Here is an 18,837-nt window from a genome sequence, read left to right as displayed (position 1 = left end):
CGGTGCGCATGGCGCACCCTACCCGCATGCCTGCCTGGCGCGACTAGCGCTTGGCCAACAGCAGATCGGCCGCCTGCCCGCTGCGACCATCGGCGAACTCGAACCGGCCTAGCTGGGCGATCCGGTCGTAAGCGCCCAGGGCGATGCTGACGTCGCGGGCGCGCAGGTCGATGGTGCTGACGCCTGCTTCGCCGAGTGTCTGCAACTGCTGGCGGCCCTGGGCATCGAAACGCAGCAGACGCAGCTGGTCGAATACCGCGTCGGCCGCATCGATACGGCCGTCGCCGTTGTCGTCGAAGCGCGCCAGTTCGGCGAAGCCATTGGCAGCGCCATGCTGATCGCCGAACAGCTCGCGGCCATCGTCGATACGTCCGTTGCCGTTACGATCCAGCGCCAGTAGTGCGTCGTCACCGGTGGGTACGCTGATCGAGTCCATACGTCCATCGGCGTCCAGGTCGAAGCGTACCGGGCGGCTGAGACCGCTGGTTGAAAAACCGTTGCCGGCCAGATCCAGCACCAGCGGGTCGACCTGCTGGGTCGCCTGGCCCACGCTGACATTCAGCTCCAGGCCGCGTTGATCGATTACCGCCTGGCTGACGACGGCGGCGCTGCTGGAGACGGCAGGTGGCTCGGCGGTTTCCCGCAGTTCACGAGCGACCTCACCGGGTTTCTGCTCGTCTTCGATACCCAGAGTGCGGCGCAGAATCTGATAGTTGATGGATTCGTGCGCCACACTGTCGAGCTCTTCATCGAGACGACGATGGCTGGCGGAGCTGCTGCTTGGGCGTGGGGCGGAGAGGGCGTCGAACATGTTCACTCTCGATGCGGCTGTCGGCGGCCGGGTCTGGCAGAATGCCGCTTCTTCGATATCGGCCGCGTGGTCGATGCTTTGAGTGATTTTTGAGCAGAACGAGCCAATGACCGACGAGCGGCACAACGCCAGCATCCGTATCCAAGCCCTGCACCCCCAGTACGCTGAAGCAGCCGCCCGGTGGGCGTCGCGCCTGGGCTTGGCGCAAGAGGGGGAAACCGAGTTCGCTCTGCAGCTGGGAGACGACGGGCTGCAACTGGTGGAGCTGGGCGACAAGGCGCCTGGCCCGGTGCGGGTGGATTTCGTCGAGGGCGCAGCGGCGCATCGACGCCAGTTCGGTGGTGGCAGCGGGCAGATGATCGCCAAGGCGGTGGGCGTACAGTCGGGTATTCGTCCGCGTATTCTCGACGCGACGGCGGGGCTGGGGCGCGACTCGTTCGTGCTGGCCAGCCTGGGCTGCGAGATGACGCTGATCGAGCGTCAGCCGCTGGTGGCGGCGTTACTGGAGGACGGTCTGCAGCGTGCGGCGCTGAACCTCGACGTGGCGCCCATCGTGGCGCGCATGCATCTGCTTACCGGTAACGCCATCGAGCTGATGCGCAGCTGGCAGGGGGAGGCGCCGCAGGTGATCTACCTCGATCCGATGTTCCCGCATCGCGACAAGAGTGCGCTGGTTAAGAAGGAAATGCGTCTGTTCCGTCCGTTCGTCGGCGATGACCTGGATGCGCCGGCGTTGCTCGAAGCGGCGCTGGCGCTGGCCACTCATCGCGTAGTGGTCAAGCGCCCGCGCAAGGCTCCGGCAATCGAAGGTGGCAAGCCGGGCTACGTGCTGGAAGGCAAGTCCAGTCGTTATGACATTTACCCGAAGAAGAAGCTGGAAGCCGGCGCATAGGCACCGCAGGTTCAGGGCCGGTAAGCGCGCAGAAACAGCTGCACCGCATCTTGTACATGGTGCTCGGCGGCTTCACCCTCCAGGGGTTCGCCACAACCGATCAGCAGGCGGAAATGCGCGCCGCCCTTGAGCAGGCTGAAGAAGTGATCGGCGGCCAGATGCGGATTATCCAGGCTCAGCAGGCCGCGCTCGGCAGCCTTGTGCAGTAGCACTTCCATCTCTTCCTGCACCCGCTTCGGGCCGGCTTCGTAGAACAGCTGCGACAGCTTCGAGCCCTGGCTGGCCAGATTGATCATCATGCGGTGCATTTCCACCGATTCACGGCTGTTGACCAGCGCTAGAAAGCCGCGCGCAATGCCCAGCAGTTGACTCTCCAGCGGCACGTTATCCGGCAGTTCGAACAGCAGTTCGGGAAGCTGCTCTTCGCACTTGGCCTTGATCGCCGCAGAGAACAGGGTCTCCTTGTCGGTGAAGTGGCTGTAAACCGTGAGCTTGGAAACGCCTGCTTCGGCGGCGATGGCGTCCATGCTGCTGCCGTCGTAACCGTTGCGCAGGAACAGACTCTTGGCTGCCTCGAGGATGGCACGACGTTTGGCGGGATCCTTCGGACGGCCGGGGCCGGAAGGTTGTAACAACTTGTCAGGCATTGGCGGATTTTAATACTGGACTGGCGAGTTTGCTATTTTTACTATACCCGCCAGTACAAATATTCCAAACCTTCTCCGAAAGGTCTTACACATGTCCCGCCACGTTCTCCCGCTTGTTGCTTCTCTGGGTCTCGTCTTCCTGCTGTCTGCCTGCGGTAACGGTGAGCAGGTGGAGCAACCGATCCGTCCTGCCATGGTGGTGCAGCCGCAGCCGGCTACCGCGCTGGTCGACAGCTATCCGGGCGAGGTGCGTGCACGCTACGAGCCGGAGCTGGCCTTCCGCATCGCCGGCAAGGTCAGCAAGCGCATGGTGGATGTCGGCGACCGGGTGAAGAAGGATCAGCCACTGGCCGAACTGGACCCCCAGGACGTGCGCCTGCAACTGGAAGCCATACGCGCGCAGATGGCGGCAGCCGAGGCCAACCTGCAGACCGTGCGCGCCGAGCGTGAGCGCTACAAGGCGTTGCTCGGGCGCAATCTGGTCAGCCGCTCGCAGTTCGACAACGTCGAGAATCAGTACCGTGCTGGCGAAGCGCGTCTGAAGCAGGTCAAGGCTGAATACGACGTGGCCCGCAATCAGACCGACTATGCCGTGCTGCGGGCCCCGCAGGACGGCGTGATCGCCCGCCGTGCGGTCGAGGTGGGGCAGGTGGTGGCGGCGGGGCAGACGGTGGTCACCCTGGCTGCCGATGGTGAGCGCGAGGTGTCGATCAGCCTGCCGGAGCAGGGCTTCGGTCGTTTCGAGATGGGTCAGGTGGTCGAGGTCGAACTGTGGTCGCAGCCTGATCAGCGTTTCCCTGGGCGCATCCGCGAGATGGCGCCGGCGGCCGATCCACAATCGCGCACCTTCGCCGCCCGTGTCGCGTTCACCGAAGGCAAGGTGCCGGCCGAACTGGGGCAGAGCGCGCGGGTATTCATCGCCAGTAATGGCGAGGTACCGCTGGCGGTGCCACTGTCGGCACTCAGCGCCGAGCAGGGGCAAGCGTTCGTCTGGGTAGTCGATCCCAGGGAGCACATCGTGCAACGCCGTCCGGTCCGTGTCGGCGCCTATGGTGATGATCGTGTGCCAGTGCTGGAGGGGCTGGCCGCTTCCGATTGGGTGGTCGCCGCCGGGGTGCAGATTCTGCGCGAGGGCCAGCAGGTACGCCCTGTCGATCGGGATAATCGCAATGTCGAACTGGCAGCCAAGGAGTAAGCCTGCATGAGCTTCAACCTGTCTGCCTGGGCGCTGCGCCATCGCCAGATCGTCCTCTACATCATGCTGCTGTTCGCCGTGGTCGGTGCACTGTCCTACACCAAGCTGGGTCAGAGCGAAGACCCGCCGTTCACCTTCAAGGCCATGGTGATTCGCACCAACTGGCCGGGCGCCAGCGCTGAAGAGGTATCGCGCCAGGTCACCGAGCGCATCGAGAAGAAGTTGATGGAGACCGGCGAGTATGACCGTATCACCAGCTTCTCCCGCCCGGGTGAATCGCAGGTCACCTTCATGGCACGCGATTCCATGCGCAGCGCCGAGATTCCCGAGCTGTGGTATCAGGTGCGCAAGAAGATCAGCGACATTCGCCACACATTGCCGCCCGGTATCCAGGGACCGTTCTTCAACGACGAGTTCGGCACCACCTTCGGCAATATCTATGCGCTGACTGGCAACGGTTTTGACTACGCGGTGCTCAAGGACTACGCCGACCGCCTGCAGCTGCAACTGCAGCGGGTCAAGGATGTGGGCAAGGTCGAGCTGGTGGGGCTACAGGACGAGAAGATCTGGATCGAACTGTCCAACACCAAGCTGGCGACCCTCGGCCTGCCGTTGTCGGCCGTACAGCAGGCGCTGGAGGCGCAGAATGCGGTCGCGGCTGCCGGTTTCTTCGAAACCGCCAGCGAGCGTATTCAACTGCGTGTGACCGGGCGCTTCGAGTCGGTGGAGGAAATTCGCGATTTCCCCATTCGCGTCGCCGATCGTACGTTCCGCATCGCCGACGTGGCCGAGGTCAAGCGCGGCTTCAACGATCCACCCGCGCCGCGCATGCGCTTCATGGGCGAGGACGCCATCGGTATTGCCGTGGCGATGAAGGACGGCGGCGATATTCTGGTGCTGGGCAAGGCGTTGGAAGGTGAGTTCGCCCGCCTGCAACAGACGCTGCCGTTGGGCATGGAGCTGCGCAAGGTGTCGGATCAACCGGCGGCGGTGAAAACCGGCGTGGGCGAGTTCGTCAAGGTGCTGGTGGAGGCGCTGGTGATCGTGCTCGCGGTCAGCTTCTTCTCCCTGGGCGTGCGCACTGGCCTGGTGGTGGCGCTGGTGATTCCGCTGGTGCTGGCGATGACGTTTGCCGCCATGTACTACTTGGGCATCGGCCTGCACAAGATTTCTCTCGGCGCGCTGGTGCTCGGCCTCGGGCTGCTGGTGGACGACGCGATCATCGCGGTGGAGATGATGGCGATCAAGATGGAGCAGGGCTACGACCGCTTCAAGGCCGCCAGCTTCGCCTGGACCAGCACGGCGTTTCCCATGCTCACCGGTACCTTGATCACCGCTGCGGGCTTTCTGCCCATCGCCACCGCGCAGTCCGGTACGGGCGAATACACCCGGTCGATCTTCCAGGTGGTGGCCATTTCGCTGATCGCTTCATGGATCGCGGCGGTGATGTTCGTGCCCTATCTTGGCGACAAGCTGCTGCCCGATCTGGCCAAGTTGCACGCGGCGAAACACGGTGGCAGCGCAGGCGGTCATGACCCTTATTCGACTCCCTTCTACCGCCGTGTTCGCGCCACGGTGGAGTGGTGCGTGCGCCGTCGTGGCGTCGTGATCCTGCTGACCATTGCGCTGTTCGTCGCCTCGGTGCTGCTGTTCCGCTTCGTGCCGCAACAATTCTTCCCGGCCTCCGGGCGCCTGGAGCTGATGGTCGACATCAAGCTGGAGGAGGGCGCCTCACTGAGCGCCACCGAAGCCGAAGTGCATCGCCTGGAGAAGCTGCTCAAGGAGCAGCCTGGCATCGACAACTACGTGGCCTATGTCGGCACCGGCTCGCCGCGTTTCTACCTGCCGCTGGATCAACAGTTACCGGCGGCGAGTTTCGCTCAGTTCGTGGTGCTGGCTTCGAGCATCGAGGAGCGTGAGCGTCTGCGTAGCTGGCTGATCCAGGTCATGAACGATGAGTTTCCGTCCCTGCGCAGCCGCGTCAGCCGCCTGGAGAACGGGCCGCCCGTGGGCTACCCGATCCAGTTCCGTGTCAGTGGCGAGCATATCGACGAGGTGCGCGCCCTGGCTCGTCAGGTGGCGGACAAGGTGCGCGAAAACCCGCATGTGGTGAACGTGCACCTGGACTGGGAAGAACCGAGCAAGGTGGTGATCCTCAATATCGATCAGGATCGTGCCCGTGCCCTGGGGGTCAACACCGCCGAGCTGTCGCGCTTTTTGCAGGGCTCGCTGTCCGGTACCAGCGTCAGCCAGTACCGAGAGGGCAATGAGCTGATCGAGATTCTTCAGCGCGGTACGCCGCAGGAACGCAAGGCGCTAAGCCTGCTGCCGAGCTTGGCGGTGCCGACCGACAGCGGCCGCAGCGTGGCGCTGTCGCAGGTGGCGACGCTGGAATACGGCTTCGAGGAAGGCATCATCTGGCACCGCAATCGCCTGCCCAACGTCACCGTACGTGCTGATGTGTATGGCAAGCAGCAGCCGGCCAGTCTGACCCAGCAGATACTGCCGACGCTCGAGCCGATCCGCGCCGAGCTGCCCGATGGTTATCTGCTGGAGGTGGGCGGTACGGTAGAAGACTCAACCCGTGGGCAGAAGTCGGTGAATGCAGGTGTGCCGCTATTCATCGTGGTGGTGCTGACGCTTTTGATGCTGCAACTCAAGAGCTTCTCGCGCTCGGCGATGGTATTTCTCACCGCACCGCTGGGCCTGATCGGCGTCACCCTGTTCTTGTTGATCTTCCGCCAGCCGTTCGGCTTCGTCGCCATGCTCGGCACCATCGCCCTGGCCGGGATGATCATGCGTAACTCGGTGATTCTGGTCGATCAGATCGAACAGGACATCAGCAGCGGGCTGGATCGCTGGCACGCCGTCATCGAGGCCACGGTGCGGCGCTTCCGACCCATCGTGCTCACTGCACTGGCAGCGGTGCTGGCGATGATTCCGCTGTCGCGCAGCGTGTTCTTCGGGCCGATGGCGGTGGCCATCATGGGCGGTCTGGTGGTCGCGACGGCGCTGACCCTGCTGTTCCTGCCGGCACTGTATGCAGCGTGGTTCCGGGTCAGGGAGAGCGAGGCGCGTTGAGTCGTGGGAGGCGCTTCAGCGGCGACTTGCTATCGCGGCTTGCGCCCCTTCCACGAGATTCGGGATAGCCATAAAAAACGGGAGCCAGTGGCTCCCGTTTTTCGTCGAGCGGATCGGACTTATTCGTCCATCTGCGATTGCAGGTAGTTCTGCAGGCCGACGGCTTCGATCAGGCTGAGCTGGGTTTCCAGCCAGTCGATGTGATCCTCTTCGGAGCAGAGGATTTCTTCGAGCAGTTCGCGGCTGGCGTAGTCACCGATGCTCTCGCAATAGGCGATGGCGGCCTTCAGGTCACCGTGTGCCTTGTGCTCGATCTTCAGGTCGCACTCGAGCATTTCCTTGGTGTTTTCACCGATCAGGATCTTGCCCAGGTCCTGCAGGTTGGGAATACCTTCGAGGAAGAGAATGCGCTTGATCAGTTTGTCGGCATGCTTCATCTCGTCGATGGACTCGTGGTACTCGTGCTCGCCGAGTTTCTTCAGGCCCCAATCTTCGTACATGCGCGCATGCAGGAAGTACTGGTTGATGGCGACCAGTTCGTTACCAAGAATCTTGTTCAGGTGTTGAATGACCTTCTTGTCGCCTTTCATGACCGCTCCTGCTGCTTCAATGACCGTGATGATCTCGAATTTTCGGCCTGGTTTTCTCTTATGTCAAACTTAAGTAGTTGAAACATAAGTAAAAATAAAACTGAATAAGAATGTTTTTATTCCGCATCACGACGCCAAGTTATTGAATCAATGCAATAAAAAAGTTACTGAAAGTTCTGCGCTGACTGAAACGGATAAGTGACGTCGATATTTTATTTTTTCGTGCCCATAAAAAAGCCCCGCAAGGCGGGGCATGGGGCACGCAGAATTCAGGCGGCGTGAGCCGAATGCGGGTCGCGGCTGTTCAGGTAGTCCTGCAGGCGGGCCTGCTGCACCGGAGTCATGAACAGGCCCAGTTTGCTGCGCCGCCAGAGAATGTCGGCACTGCTGCGCGCCCATTCTTCACGACGCAGGTATTCCACTTCGCGGGTGTAGAGCCCGGCGCCGAGATGTTCGCCGAGGTCGGTAAGGTTGTGTACGCCATCGAGCAGGCGCCAGCTGCGGCTGCCATAGCTGGTGGCCCAGCGTCTGGCCAGGCTGGTGGGTAGCCAGCCATAGCGTTCGCAGAGCGCTTCGACCAGGGCGCTCTGGCTTTGCAGATCCTCGCCACCGGGAAGCGGCGCGCTGGCTGTCCAGCTCGGGCCCAGGTTGGTGAAATGCGCGGCCAGTTCCTGCATGGCGGACTCGGCCAGCTTGCGATAAGTGGTCAGCTTGCCGCCGAACACCGAAAGCAGTGGCGCTTCGCCCGGCGCACCGGAGAGCGACAGGGTGTAGTCACGGGTAATGGCCGATGGCTCATCGGATTCGTCATCGCACAGCGGTCGCACGCCCGCGAAGCTGTGCAGCACATCGTCGCGGCTGAGCTGTTGCTTGAAGTGATCGTTGACCACCTTGAGCAGATAGTCGGTTTCCTCGGCGGTGATCGTCACCTGTGCGGGGTCGCCCTGATATTCGCGGTCAGTGGTGCCGATCAGGGTGAAGCGCTCCAGATACGGAATGGCGAAGACGATGCGGCGGTCTTCGTTCTGCAGGATGTAGGCCTGCTCACCGTCATACAGGCGCGGCACGACGATATGGCTGCCCTGGATCAGGCGAATGCCGTACGGCGATTGCTGCTTGAGGTCTTCACGGATGAAGCGCGCGACCCAGGGGCCGGCGGCGTTGACCAGAGCGCGGGCGCGAATGGACAGCAGGCTGCCGTCGCTGCGCTCAAGGTGGATATGCCATAGGCCCTTGCTGCGTCGGGCGCTGACGCAGCGCGTGCGCGGGTGAATGTGCGCGCCTTTTTCCCGTGCGGCCATGGCGTTGAGCACCACCAGGCGAGCATCGTCCACCCAGCAGTCGGAATATTCGAAACCGCGGCTGATTTCCGCTTTCAACGGGCTACCGGCGCCGAAACACACGCCGCGCGAAGCCGGCAGGCGCTCGCGCTTGCCCAGGTGGTCGTAGAGGAACAGGCCGGCGCGGATCATCCATGCTGGGCGCAAGTGCGGACGGTGCGGCAGGACGAAGCGCATCGGTTTGACGATATGCGGCGCCTTGGCCAGCAGCACTTCACGCTCGGCCAGCGCCTCACGTACCAGACGAAATTCGTGGTGCTCCAAATAGCGCAGACCGCCGTGGATCAGCTTGCTGCTGGCAGAGGAGGTGTGGCTGGCCAGGTCGTCCTTTTCGCAAAGGAACACGGACAAGCCGCGACCGGCTGCATCGGCGGCGATACCCACGCCATTGATACCACCGCCAACGACGGCGAGGTCATAGACTTCCGCAACAGGGCTGGCGAACTGGTCATGGGGCATGTGGCACGCTCGGCTATTGGATTCGAATGTGTTGATGTTCACTTTCGAAAATATGCTAGACGAAGATGCGCAGTTTCGCTACCCCGGCGCGCTGGGCGGTTACGGGAAGTTGCAGGGCGGGGGGACTCGTCGTGGGTAGGCTGGCGGGTTTCACCCGCCCTGTGTGAGTACCTGCCAACCTCTCTGATCAGACCAGATCGAGCTGAACCTTGTGGCTGTGCAGCAGGCGGATGATGGCGGCAGAGGGCGCGCTATCGGTGAAGACGCGGTCGACCAGCGCGATGGAGCCCAGGCGCACCACCGCGTTGCGGCCGAACTTGCTGGAGTCGGCCGCAAGCAGAACCTGCCGCGCGTTGTCGATGATGGCCTGGGAAACCCGCACTTCCTGATAGTCGAAATCGAGCAGGCTGCCATCGTCGTCGATACCGCTGATGCCGACGATGGCGTAATCGACCTTGAACTGCTGGATGAAATCCACCGCGGCCTGACCGACGATGCCGCCGTCGCTGCGCACCGTACCGCCGGCCACCAACACTTCGAAGTCGGCCTTGGCGCTGAGCTGGGCGGCGACGTGCAGGTTGTTGGTGATGACCTTCAGGCCCTTGTGGTTCTGCAGTTCGCGGGCGATGGCCTCGGTGGTCGTGCCGATGTTGATGAACAGCGAGGCGTGATCGGGTATCTGTGCCGCCACGGCTTCAGCGATGCGCTGTTTTTCCTCGCGCATCTGCCCGGCGCGCATGCCGTAGGCGGTGTTCTGAATGCTCGACGATTCGCACGCCGCGCCACCATGGGTGCGGCGCAACAGACCGTGCTCGGCCAACTGGTTGATATCGCGGCGAATGGTCTGTGGGGTAACGGCGAAGGCTTGAGCCAGCTCGTCGATGCTGACGTAGCCGCGCTCGCGGGCGAGGTTGAGGATGTCGTGCTGGCGGGGAGCGAGATTCATGAGCGCTTCCTGTGATGGTCACCCATTATAGGCTGTAGATACGGAGGATTTCGGCCTGTTAATGTAGGGTATCTTTCACAGCGTTTTCACATTCGAACATGACTCCAGCAATCGATCTGTTGAAGAAGGCCAAGGCCGAACACCGTGTGCATAGCTATCAGCATGACCCCAAGGCGCCGTCCTATGGGCTGGAAGCGGCGGAAAAGCTCGGTCTGGCGCCCGAATGCGTGTTCAAGACCCTGCTCGCGGCGACCGAGAAAGGCGAACTCCTGGTGGCGGTGGTGCCGGTGGTCGGCAGTCTCGATCTCAAGGCGCTGGCCGCAGCGGCTGGCGTGAAGAAGGCCGATATGGCCGACCCGAATGCCGCGCAGCGCGCCACGGGTTATCTGGTCGGCGGCATCAGCCCGCTGGGGCAGAAGAAACGCTTGCGCACCTTTATTGACGAATCGGCACGTCGGCATCCAACCATTCACGTCAGCGGCGGCCGGCGCGGGCTGGAGCTGGAGCTCTCGGCAGAGACTCTGGCGCAGCATACCCAAGGACACTTCGCCGCTATCGGCAAAGCCTGAACCGCGCAGTATGCTGCCAGTGAATAAGCCACTCTGCGGTCAACAGCAGCGAACGTTACCGATAAAAACAAGGAATCTTGCATGACCCAATACCTGCTAGCCATCGACCAGGGCACCACCAGCTCCCGCGCCATCATCTTCAGTGCCCAGGGATTGCCGGTTGCGCGGGCCCAGCAGGAGTTCAAGCAGTATTTCCCGCAGGACGGCTGGGTCGAGCACGATGGGCAGGAAATCTGGCTGTCCACACTCAAGGTTTGCCGCGATGCCATGGCCAGCAGTGGTCTGCAGCCCGAGGCGATCGCGGCCATCGGCATCACCAACCAGCGCGAAACCACCCTGGTATGGGATGCCGTCAGCGGCACGCCGATCCATCCCGCCATCGTCTGGCAGGATCGCCGTACCGCAGACTATTGCGCCGGGCTCAAGGAGCAAGGCCACGAGGCGGCGGTCGCGGCCAAGACCGGCCTGCTGATCGATCCCTATTTCTCTGCCACCAAGCTGCGCTGGATCCTGGAAAACGTACCCGGCGCCCGTGAGCGGGCCGAGCGCGGCGAGCTGCGTTTTGGCACCGTCGACAGCTTCCTGCTGTGGCGCCTGACCGATGGCAAGGTGCATCGCACCGACGCCAGCAATGCCTCGCGCACGCTGATGTTCAATATCCATACCCAACAGTGGGACGAGGAACTGCTCAAGCTGTTCGAAATCCCCGCCAGCCTGCTGCCCGAAGTGCTCGATTGCGCTGCCGAGTTCGGTCACACCGACAGCGAGCTGCTCGGCGCCAGCATCCCGGTGCTGGGCATGGCGGGCGACCAGCAGGCAGCCTTGATTGGCCAGGCCTGCTTCGAGCCGGGTATGGTCAAGAGTACCTACGGCACCGGCTGTTTCATGATCCAGAACACTGGCGATCAGCCGGTGAGCTCGAAGAATCGCCTGCTGACCACGGTCGGTTATCGCCTCGATGGCAAGGTGACCTACGCGGTGGAGGGCAGCATCTTCGTCGCTGGCGCGGCAGTGCAGTGGCTGCGTGACGGTATCAAGCTGATCAGCCATGCGCGCGACAGCGAGGCGTTGGCCGAAGCAACCGGCGAAGCCTGCGGCGTCTATCTGGTGCCGGCTTTCACCGGTCTGGGCGCACCGTATTGGGACCCCAAGGCACGTGGTGCCATCTTTGGCCTGACCCGCGACACCGGGATCAAGGAGATCGTCACCGCCGGTCTGCAATCGGTGTGCTACCAGACCCGCGACCTGCTCGAAGCCATGCGCCAGGATGGTGCTGCGGCGCCCAGCGCGCTACGTGTCGACGGTGGCATGGTGGAGAACAACTGGGTCATGCAGTTTCTTGCCGACATTCTTGGCGTCAGCGTCGAGCGCCCCGAGGTCACCGAGACTACGGCGCTCGGTGTCGCCTACCTGGCGGGGCTGAAGCTCGGCCTGTACCAGGACCTCAATACCATCGCCAGCCACTGGCATCGGCAGCAGCGTTTCGAGCCGCGAATGAACGAGGCGCATCGCGAGCGCCTCTACGCCGGTTGGCTGGATGCGGTGAAACGGGTGCGCAGCGAAGCGTGAAGCGGCTCGCTCTGTGGCGACGCAGCGGCGCTTGTGTGCTGCTGTCGCTGCTGCTCGGCAGTGGGTTGGCGCGGGCCGAGAAACTGGTGATCGCCGGTGATCTGTGGTGCCCGATCAACTGTGCCGCCGATGCCGAGCAACGCGGCATTTTCGTCGAGCTGGCCGAGCAGATCTTTGCCGAGTCCGGCATCGAGGTGGAGTACCGCGTCATCAACTGGGCGCGTGCGGTGCACGACACCCGGCGCGGCAAGCTGGGGGCGTTGATCGGCGCCGGGGTGCAGGATGCGCCGGACTTCATCTTCACGCCCACGGCTCCCGGTGTGTCGCGCATGTGCTTCTACGCCCTGCGCGGCGGAACCTGGCGTTACCAGGGGCTGAAGTCGTTGCAGGCCGTGCGTCTTGGCGCGATCAACGGCTACAGCTATGGCGCCGAACTCGATCTGTATCTGCGCGAGCACCATGATCTGGCTCAGGTGCAACTGATGACTGGCGACCGCGCGCTGCAGAGCAATCTGCGCAAGCTGCGTCACGATCGCATCGATGTGTTGGTAGAAAATGCCTGGGTGATGCAGGCGCTGCTCAGTGAACACTATCTGCACGGCGATATCGTCGAAGTGGGTTGCCGTCAGCCGGATATACCCATCTACCTGGCATTCGCCCCAGGGCTGGCTGATAGCGCGCGTTATGCACGGCTGTTCGAGCAGGGGCTGCTGCGCTTTCGCGAGGACGGGCGCATGGACGAACTGTTACGGCGTTACGGCCTCCGTTGAGCCTTACTGTTCGGGGAAAATACAGACCGTCTGTACGTGGTTCGGCTTCGATTAACTGGGCATGCTCTGATTTCACAACTATGGCCAGGAACGCCCCATGTCCCTCGAATTTCACCAGATCGACGCCTTCACCGATCAGCCCTTCGCCGGTAACCCTGCCATTGTCTATCGCCTTGACCGCTGGCTCGATGAGGCGCTGATGCAGCGCATCGCCGCCGAGCACAATCTGGCGGAGACGGCATTCGTGGTGAAGGAGGGCAGTGCCTGGCATATCCGCTGGTTTACCCCGGTCAGCGAGGTACCGCTCTGCGGACATGCCACCCTGGCTGCGGCCAAGGTGCTGTTCGACATCTATCGGGAACCGGCCGAGGTGCTGGATTTCAACTGCTTGTCCGGAGCGCTGCAGGTCACCCGGCAGGGCGAGCGTTTGCAGCTGGATTTCCCGGTGCGGCGCGTGGAATTGGTGGCGCAGCCTCTACACGAGCAGGCCGAACGTGCGCTGGAGCGCCAGGTCGAGCAGGTGCTGGCACTGCGCAACGGCGATGGCAGCGTGCAGGAACTTATGGTGGTGCTGGGCTCCGAGGCCGAGCTTCGCGAGCTGAAGCCCAATCTGCCGGCGCTGGCCACCCTGCCTGGGCTTGGTGTGCTGGTGACTGCCGGCGGGCAAAAGCACGACTTCGTCTCGCGCTACTTCGCGCCGAGCATTGGTATCAATGAAGACCCGGTGACCGGCTCTACCCACTGCATGCTGGTGCCGTACTGGGCCGAGCGTCTGGGACGTACCACGTTGAGTGCCTTCCAGTGTTCGGCGCGCGGTGGTGAGCTGCTCTGTCGTCTGGACGGTGAGCGGGTGAAGATTGCCGGCCACGCGCGGCATATCGCCTCTGGCCAGCTGATGCTCTGATTCAGTTGCTGTTGACCCGGCGCACGCCACCTGATTCGCTCAGTTGCAGTTGCGCGGCTACGCTGCCGAGTGCCGGGAAGGCCACCAGATGATCGGCGGCGACGCGGATGCCCACTTCGTCGCCTGGCTGATGATCGGCATGGCTGGGGAAGATCGATTCCAGCTGGCTGCCGGTCGGCAGTTGCAGGCGATAGAGCGTGGCGGCGCCGAGGAAGGTCTTGCCGACGATGCGCGCCTTCAGCTCGCTGCGCTCGTCCGGGACGATGTCGTCCGGGCGCAGCAGGACGTCTACCGCGCTGCCCTGCGCCCAGGTATAGGCACGGTTGCCGCGGATCATGCCGAGTTCGGTCTGCACCGTTTCCGGGCCGAGCAACTGGCCGCGAATGAAGTAACCCTGACCGATGAAGCTGGCGACGAAAGGCGTCAGCGGCTCGTGATAGAGGTTGAACGGTGTGTCCCACTGCTCCAGACGACCCGCGTTGAACACGCCGACGTGATCGCTGACTGCGAAGGCTTCTTCCTGATCGTGAGTGACCAGGATGGCGCTGGTGCCACGTGCCTTGAGAATTTCTCGTACTTCATGGCTCAGGCGCCTGCGCAGTTCGCCATCGAGATTGGAGAAGGGCTCATCGAGCAGCAGCAATTTCGGTTCCGGCGCCAGAGCGCGCGCCAGGGCGACCCGCTGCTGCTGACCACCGGACAGCTCGTGCGGGTAACGCTTGGCCAGGTTGCCGAGTTTGACCAGTTCCAGCAGGTCTTGAGTGGCGCGCTCGGCGTTGGGCTGTTTGCGGATACCGAAGGCGACGTTCTCCGCCACGCTCAGGTGGGGGAACAGGGCGTAATCCTGAAACACCATGCCGATATGGCGTTTTTCCGGCGCCAGGGTAAAACCGGCGCGGGAAATCACTTCACCTGCCAGTTCGATTTCGCCTTGCAGGATCGGCTCGAAACCGGCGATGGCGCGCAGTGTGGTGGTCTTGCCGCAACCCGATGGACCGAGCAGGCAACCGATATCGCCCGCGTTGAGGTGCAGGTCTAGATCCTGCACCACCTTGTGCGCGTGGTAGCCGCAGTTCAGTCCGCGTAGCTGCAGCAGGGGCTGGCTCATGCGTGGTGGTACGCCGGCTCGACCAGCATCTCCAGCAGCGCCTTCTGGGCGTGCAGGCGGTTCTCGGCTTGATCCCATGCCACTGAGCGCGGGTCGTCGAGCAGGTCGAAGCTGATTTCTTCGCCACGGTGTGCCGGCAGGCAGTGCATGAACAGCACGTCTTCGGTGGCGGCGTCGAGCAGCTCGCGGGTGACCTGGTAGGGGCGGAACAACGCCATGCGCTGCTCTGCTTCGTCTTCCTGACCCATGGAGGCCCACACGTCGGTGCTGACCAGATGGGCGCCGGCCACCGCTTGGCGCGGGTCGCGCACGACCTGCACACGCTCGCCGGCCAGGGCGAGGAAGCGCGCGTCCGGCTCGTAGCCAGCAGGGCAGGCGACCTTCAGCTGGAAGTCGAACTGCATCGCCGCTTCGATATAGGAGTTGCACATGTTGTTGCCATCGCCGATCCAGGCCACCGTCTTGCCGGCGATGCTGCCGCGGTGTTCGAGGAAGGTCTGCATGTCGGCCAACAACTGGCAGGGGTGCAGGTCGTCGGACAGGCCGTTGATGACTGGCACCCTCGACTTGGCGGCGAACTCGGTAAGGTTACTGTGGGCGAAGGTGCGGATCATCACCGCGTCGAGCATGCTCGACATGACGATGGCGGCATCGCCGATCGGCTCGCCACGACCCAGTTGGGTGTCGCGCGGCGAGAGGAAGATGGCCTGGCCGCCGAGCTGGATCATGCCGGCTTCGAAGGACAAGCGGGTGCGAGTCGAGGCCTTCTCGAAGATCATGCCCAGTACGCGATTTTTCAGTGGCTCGAAGAGTACGCCACGGTTGCGCAGATTCTTCAGCTCGATGCCTCGGCGGATCAGTCCCACCAGTTCGTCCGGTGTGTAATCCATCATCGAGAGAAAGTGTCTGACGCTCATCGTTAACTACCTTTATCACTACAGTTCGCAAGCCCGCAGTCGGGGGTAAAACCGACAAAAACAGCAGAGCTTGCGGCAGGAGGCCGCAGGGTGCGACGAAACAGGGGAAGGCGCGATCTTATAAGGAAATGACGAGAAGGCGCAAATTGCCGCCCGCAGGCTTGCTTGATCCTGTTTTGTAAGCCTTTTCCCAATTCGGCGTAAGAGATGTCATAAAACTGAAATAATAGATTGCGCCGCTCTAGAACGGGCCTCTACGATGCCGCCGCCTTCAACAAGGCAATGCATTGCCCCCGCAATGGGGACATCCATGGAATATCTGTGCAAAGGAGTTTTGCATGAAACACGTAGCCTATGCTGCTACCTTGTCCGCCCTGGTCCTGCTGACTGGCTGTGCCAGCCAGAACGTCAGCCAGCCGACCGCACCACTGAATGGTGCCGTTAAAACCAACCTGAAAGCCGACGTGAAAGTAGGCGAATCCATCTCTGGCCAATCTTCGGTGAACATCCTGTTCGGTGTGTTCAAGCTGGGTGGTGATACTCAGTTCGCCGACGGCGTGACTTACGGTGGTGGTGAAGGTGGTTTCGCGCTGGGTCTCGACCCGGTTGCTTCTGCCAAGTCCGCAGCTGCTTACAAGGCTGTCAAGGCTTCGGGCGCCGACCTGATCGTCGCCCCGCGTTACGAAGTTAACGTTCAGGATTACTTCGTATACAAAACCGTCAACGTCAGCGTTACCGGCAAGAAAGGCACCGTTACCTCCATCCGTTGATCGGATCGGTAATTGCCTGAATCGGCAGGCTTGATGCCTGCCGATTCATGAGACGAACGCTGCTGGCGTCGCTCCCGCGCTCGGCCCATAGTTCAAGACCCGCGACCTGACCGGTCGTCTCGGATCAGAACAAGAGGCCAGGCCATGACCAAGTCCCTCCATTACCGTGCGTGTCATCTGTGCGAAGCCATCTGTGGACTCGCCATCGAAACCGAAACCCAGGCAGACGGCGCAACGCAGATTCGCTCGATCAAGGGCGATGCCCAGGACAGTTTCAGCCGCGGCCATATCTGCCCCAAGGCTGTGGCGCTGCAGGATATCCAGAATGACCCGGATCGCATTCGCCAGCCCATGCGCCGCGTTGGTGAGCAGTGGCAGGCCATCGGCTGGGACGAAGCTTTTGCTCTGGTGGCAGAGCGCCTGAGCACAATCCAGGCGGCACATGGGCAGAACGCTGTGGCGGTCTATCAGGGCAATCCCAGTGTGCACAACTACGGGCTGATGACCCACAGCAACTACTTTCTCGGCCTGCTGAAAACCCGCAATCGGTTTTCCGCCACGTCGGTTGACCAGTTGCCGCACCACCTGACCAGCCACCTGATGTATGGCCACGGCCTGCTGATTCCGATTCCCGATATCGATCACACCGATTTCATGCTGATCCTGGGCGGCAACCCGCTGGCATCCAACGGCAGCATCATGACTGTGCCGGATGTGGAGAAGCGCCTGAAGGCTATCCAGGCACGTGGCGGCAAGTTGGTGGTGGTCGACCCACGGCGCAGCGAGACCGCGGCCATCGCCGATCAGCATCTGTTCGTGCGCCCCGGCAGCGATGCGGCGCTGCTGCTGGCTCTGCTCAACACCCTGTTCGAGGAAGGCCTGACGCGTTACAGCCATCTGCCGGTGGAAGGGCTGGAGCAGGTACGCGAGGCGATAGCCGGCTTCGATGCCGAAACCATGAGCGCGCGCTGTGGGGTGCCGGCCGAAACCATTCGGCAACTGGCGCGGGATTTCGCCGCAGCGGACAAGGCGGTGTGCTACGGCCGCATGGGGGTATCCACGCAGGCGTTCGGTACGCTGTGTCAGTGGCTGGTGCAAGTGATCAACCTGGTGACCGGCAACCTCGATCGCAGCGGCGGTGTGCTCTGCACGACGCCGGCGGTGGACCTGGTGGCGAGCACCTCCGGCGGGCATTTCAACCGCTGGCAGAGCCGGGTATCCGGCCTGCCGGAATACGGCGGCGAGTTGCCGGTTTCGGCACTGGCCGAAGAGATGCTCAGCCCTGGCGATGGGCAGGTCCGCGCCCTGGTCACGGTGGCCGGCAACCCGGTGCTGTCCACGCCCAATGGGCGTCAGCTGGAACAGGCGCTGGACGGTCTGGAGTTCATGCTTTCGGTGGATTTCTACATCAACGAGACCACCCGTTACGCCGACCTGATCCTGCCGCCCACCGCGCCGCTGGAGCACGATCACTACGACACCACCTTCAATGTGTTCGCCGTGCGTAACGTCACCCGTTTCAACGAGGCAGTCCTGGCCAGGCCGGAGGGCGCACTGCACGACTGGGAAATCTTCGTCGGTCTGGCGAAGGCCTTCGCCGCGCGTAATGGCCTCGAGCTGAAACCGACCATGGCGCCTGAGCAGATGATCGACATGGGCCTGCGTTTCGGCCCTTACGGTGATGGTAGCGAGCGCAAACTCAGCCTGGCTGCCTTGCGTGAGCATCCGCATGGGGTCGACCTGGGGGCCTTGCAGCCGAACCTGGCCGCGCGTCTGAAAACGCCGAGCAAGGCGGTACAGGCCGCGCCTGAGCTGCTGCTGGCCGATCTGGCACGCTTCGCTGAGCAGCAACAACCGGCTGCCCATGAACTGCTGCTGATCGGCCGTCGTCACGTGCGCAGCAACAACTCCTGGATGCACAACTATCACCGCCTGGTGAAGGGCAAGCCGCGTCATCAGTTGCTGATGAACCCGGCGGATCTGGCCAGCCGTGGTTTGACCGATGGCCAGCGCGTAAGGGTGCGGTCGCGGGTGGGTAGTATCGAGGTGGAGGTGGCGGCCAGCGATGAGGTGATGGCTGGCGTGGTCAGCCTGCCGCATGGTTGGGGCCATGCTCGACCCGGTGTGCAGATGGATATCGCCCGTGCGCAACCGGGTGCCAGCGCCAATGACCTGACCGATGAGCGCCAGCTCGATGCACTGTCCGGCAATGCCGTGCTCAATGGTGTGCCGGTGGAGGTGGTGGCTGCGTAACGACCTGCTGCGCGTC

Annotated in this window: 16 protein-coding genes; 9 read left to right on the top strand and 7 right to left on the bottom strand. The window is 62.7% G+C overall.

From position 1 onward, the window contains the following. Nucleotides 1-43: 43 nt before the first annotated feature. Complete coding sequence (locus GV002_RS18730) at nucleotides 44-811, bottom strand: hypothetical protein (RefSeq protein ID WP_256667132.1); 768 nt, start codon at nucleotides 809-811, stop codon at nucleotides 44-46. A gap of 106 nt (nucleotides 812-917) precedes the next feature. On the opposite strand from GV002_RS18730, the gene GV002_RS18725 reads away from it, so the two are divergent. Then, complete coding sequence (locus GV002_RS18725) at nucleotides 918-1,703, top strand: class I SAM-dependent methyltransferase (protein ID WP_160019790.1); 786 nt, start codon at nucleotides 918-920, stop codon at nucleotides 1,701-1,703. A gap of 11 nt (nucleotides 1,704-1,714) precedes the next feature. On the opposite strand, the gene GV002_RS18720 is transcribed toward GV002_RS18725, so the two are convergent. After that, nucleotides 1,715-2,350 carry a TetR/AcrR family transcriptional regulator gene (locus tag GV002_RS18720; RefSeq protein WP_160019789.1) on the bottom strand — a complete coding sequence of 212 codons (636 nt, stop codon included), beginning with the start codon at nucleotides 2,348-2,350 and terminating at the stop codon, nucleotides 1,715-1,717. A 91-nt stretch (nucleotides 2,351-2,441) separates the two neighbouring features. Between GV002_RS18720 and GV002_RS18715 the strand changes: the two genes are divergently transcribed. Both GV002_RS18715 and GV002_RS18710 read left to right on the top strand, forming a co-directional pair. Beyond that, nucleotides 2,442-3,545 carry an efflux RND transporter periplasmic adaptor subunit gene (locus GV002_RS18715; RefSeq protein WP_160019788.1) on the top strand — a complete coding sequence of 368 codons (1,104 nt, stop codon included), beginning with the start codon at nucleotides 2,442-2,444 and terminating at the stop codon, nucleotides 3,543-3,545. Between the two features lie 6 nt (nucleotides 3,546-3,551). After that, entirely contained in the window at nucleotides 3,552-6,626 is a 3,075-nt protein-coding gene (locus GV002_RS18710; protein ID WP_160019787.1) for an efflux RND transporter permease subunit, read from the top strand. A 119-nt stretch (nucleotides 6,627-6,745) separates the two neighbouring features. On the opposite strand, the gene bfr is transcribed toward GV002_RS18710, so the two are convergent. The 3 genes from bfr to GV002_RS18695 all read right to left on the bottom strand — a co-directional run bounded on the left by bfr (nucleotide 6,746) and on the right by GV002_RS18695 (nucleotide 9,961). Further along, nucleotides 6,746-7,216 carry a bacterioferritin gene (gene bfr / locus GV002_RS18705; protein WP_003462607.1) on the bottom strand — a complete coding sequence of 157 codons (471 nt, stop codon included), beginning with the start codon at nucleotides 7,214-7,216 and terminating at the stop codon, nucleotides 6,746-6,748. A gap of 269 nt (nucleotides 7,217-7,485) precedes the next feature. Beyond that, nucleotides 7,486-9,015 (bottom strand): glycerol-3-phosphate dehydrogenase, encoded by a 1,530-nt coding sequence (gene glpD, locus GV002_RS18700; protein ID WP_160019786.1) that lies wholly within the window; start codon nucleotides 9,013-9,015, stop codon nucleotides 7,486-7,488. 187 nt (nucleotides 9,016-9,202) lie between these two features. After that, a complete protein-coding gene (locus GV002_RS18695; protein ID WP_160019785.1) occupies nucleotides 9,203-9,961 on the bottom strand; it encodes a DeoR/GlpR family DNA-binding transcription regulator in 759 nt (252 codons plus the stop codon). A gap of 98 nt (nucleotides 9,962-10,059) precedes the next feature. Between GV002_RS18695 and ybaK the strand changes: the two genes are divergently transcribed. From ybaK to GV002_RS18675, 4 genes are all read left to right on the top strand, one after another. After that, a complete protein-coding gene (ybaK, locus tag GV002_RS18690) occupies nucleotides 10,060-10,530 on the top strand; it encodes a Cys-tRNA(Pro) deacylase (RefSeq protein WP_160019784.1) in 471 nt (156 codons plus the stop codon). 81 nt (nucleotides 10,531-10,611) lie between these two features. Further along, nucleotides 10,612-12,099, top strand: a complete 1,488-nt coding sequence (gene glpK, locus GV002_RS18685) for a glycerol kinase GlpK (RefSeq protein WP_160019783.1) — start codon at nucleotides 10,612-10,614, stop codon at nucleotides 12,097-12,099. Beyond that, complete coding sequence (locus GV002_RS18680) at nucleotides 12,096-12,869, top strand: substrate-binding periplasmic protein (RefSeq protein WP_160019782.1); 774 nt, start codon at nucleotides 12,096-12,098, stop codon at nucleotides 12,867-12,869. Before glpK ends, GV002_RS18680 begins: the two co-directional genes overlap by 4 nt. A 97-nt stretch (nucleotides 12,870-12,966) precedes the next feature. Further along, nucleotides 12,967-13,773: a PhzF family phenazine biosynthesis protein gene (locus tag GV002_RS18675; protein WP_160019781.1), complete on the top strand. Its 807-nt coding sequence runs from the start codon at nucleotides 12,967-12,969 to the stop codon at nucleotides 13,771-13,773. 1 nt (nucleotide 13,774) lies between these two features. On the opposite strand, the gene GV002_RS18670 is transcribed toward GV002_RS18675, so the two are convergent. Both GV002_RS18670 and argF read right to left on the bottom strand, forming a co-directional pair. Beyond that, nucleotides 13,775-14,881: an ABC transporter ATP-binding protein gene (locus tag GV002_RS18670; RefSeq protein ID WP_160019780.1), complete on the bottom strand. Its 1,107-nt coding sequence runs from the start codon at nucleotides 14,879-14,881 to the stop codon at nucleotides 13,775-13,777. Next, nucleotides 14,878-15,798, bottom strand: coding sequence for an ornithine carbamoyltransferase (gene argF / locus GV002_RS18665; protein WP_160019779.1), 921 nt, complete (start codon nucleotides 15,796-15,798; stop codon nucleotides 14,878-14,880). The genes GV002_RS18670 and argF overlap by 4 nt, the downstream gene beginning before the upstream one ends. 338 nt (nucleotides 15,799-16,136) lie before the next feature. Here argF and GV002_RS18660 point away from each other — a divergent pair, with 338 nt between their 5' ends. Together GV002_RS18660 and GV002_RS18655 are read left to right on the top strand one after the other, a co-directional pair. Continuing rightward, nucleotides 16,137-16,568, top strand: coding sequence for a hypothetical protein (locus tag GV002_RS18660; protein WP_160019778.1), 432 nt, complete (start codon nucleotides 16,137-16,139; stop codon nucleotides 16,566-16,568). 144 nt (nucleotides 16,569-16,712) lie between these two features. Next, nucleotides 16,713-18,821: a molybdopterin oxidoreductase family protein gene (locus GV002_RS18655; protein ID WP_160019777.1), complete on the top strand. Its 2,109-nt coding sequence runs from the start codon at nucleotides 16,713-16,715 to the stop codon at nucleotides 18,819-18,821. Nucleotides 18,822-18,837 lie beyond the last annotated feature (16 nt).

The sequence above is a fragment of the Pseudomonas sp. 8O genome, from assembly GCF_902506495.1.
In the GTDB taxonomy this organism is placed as follows: Bacteria; Pseudomonadota; Gammaproteobacteria; order Pseudomonadales; family Pseudomonadaceae; genus Aquipseudomonas; species Aquipseudomonas chaetocerotis.
The sequence above is the reverse complement of the archived record's forward strand: the minus strand, read 5'-3'. Positions and strand labels throughout refer to the sequence as shown.

Bases quoted from the DNA above. Each gene is read 5' to 3' on its own strand.
- GV002_RS18675 (WP_160019781.1), top strand. From the start codon at position 12,967: ATGTCCCTCGAATTTCACCAGATCGACGCCTTCACCGATCAGCCCTTC.
- GV002_RS18655 (WP_160019777.1), top strand. From the start codon at position 16,713: ATGACCAAGTCCCTCCATTACCGTGCGTGTCATCTGTGCGAAGCCATC.
- glpD (WP_160019786.1), bottom strand. From the start codon at position 9,015: ATGCCCCATGACCAGTTCGCCAGCCCTGTTGCGGAAGTCTATGACCTC.
- GV002_RS18710 (WP_160019787.1), top strand. From the start codon at position 3,552: ATGAGCTTCAACCTGTCTGCCTGGGCGCTGCGCCATCGCCAGATCGTC.
- GV002_RS18720 (WP_160019789.1), bottom strand. From the start codon at position 2,350: ATGCCTGACAAGTTGTTACAACCTTCCGGCCCCGGCCGTCCGAAGGAT.
- GV002_RS18730 (WP_256667132.1), bottom strand. From the start codon at position 811: ATGTTCGACGCCCTCTCCGCCCCACGCCCAAGCAGCAGCTCCGCCAGC.
- GV002_RS18725 (WP_160019790.1), top strand. From the start codon at position 918: ATGACCGACGAGCGGCACAACGCCAGCATCCGTATCCAAGCCCTGCAC.
- glpK (WP_160019783.1), top strand. From the start codon at position 10,612: ATGACCCAATACCTGCTAGCCATCGACCAGGGCACCACCAGCTCCCGC.
- GV002_RS18660 (WP_160019778.1), top strand. From the start codon at position 16,137: ATGAAACACGTAGCCTATGCTGCTACCTTGTCCGCCCTGGTCCTGCTG.
- argF (WP_160019779.1), bottom strand. From the start codon at position 15,798: ATGAGCGTCAGACACTTTCTCTCGATGATGGATTACACACCGGACGAA.
- GV002_RS18670 (WP_160019780.1), bottom strand. From the start codon at position 14,881: ATGAGCCAGCCCCTGCTGCAGCTACGCGGACTGAACTGCGGCTACCAC.
- bfr (WP_003462607.1), bottom strand. From the start codon at position 7,216: ATGAAAGGCGACAAGAAGGTCATTCAACACCTGAACAAGATTCTTGGT.
- GV002_RS18715 (WP_160019788.1), top strand. From the start codon at position 2,442: ATGTCCCGCCACGTTCTCCCGCTTGTTGCTTCTCTGGGTCTCGTCTTC.
- GV002_RS18695 (WP_160019785.1), bottom strand. From the start codon at position 9,961: ATGAATCTCGCTCCCCGCCAGCACGACATCCTCAACCTCGCCCGCGAG.
- ybaK (WP_160019784.1), top strand. From the start codon at position 10,060: ATGACTCCAGCAATCGATCTGTTGAAGAAGGCCAAGGCCGAACACCGT.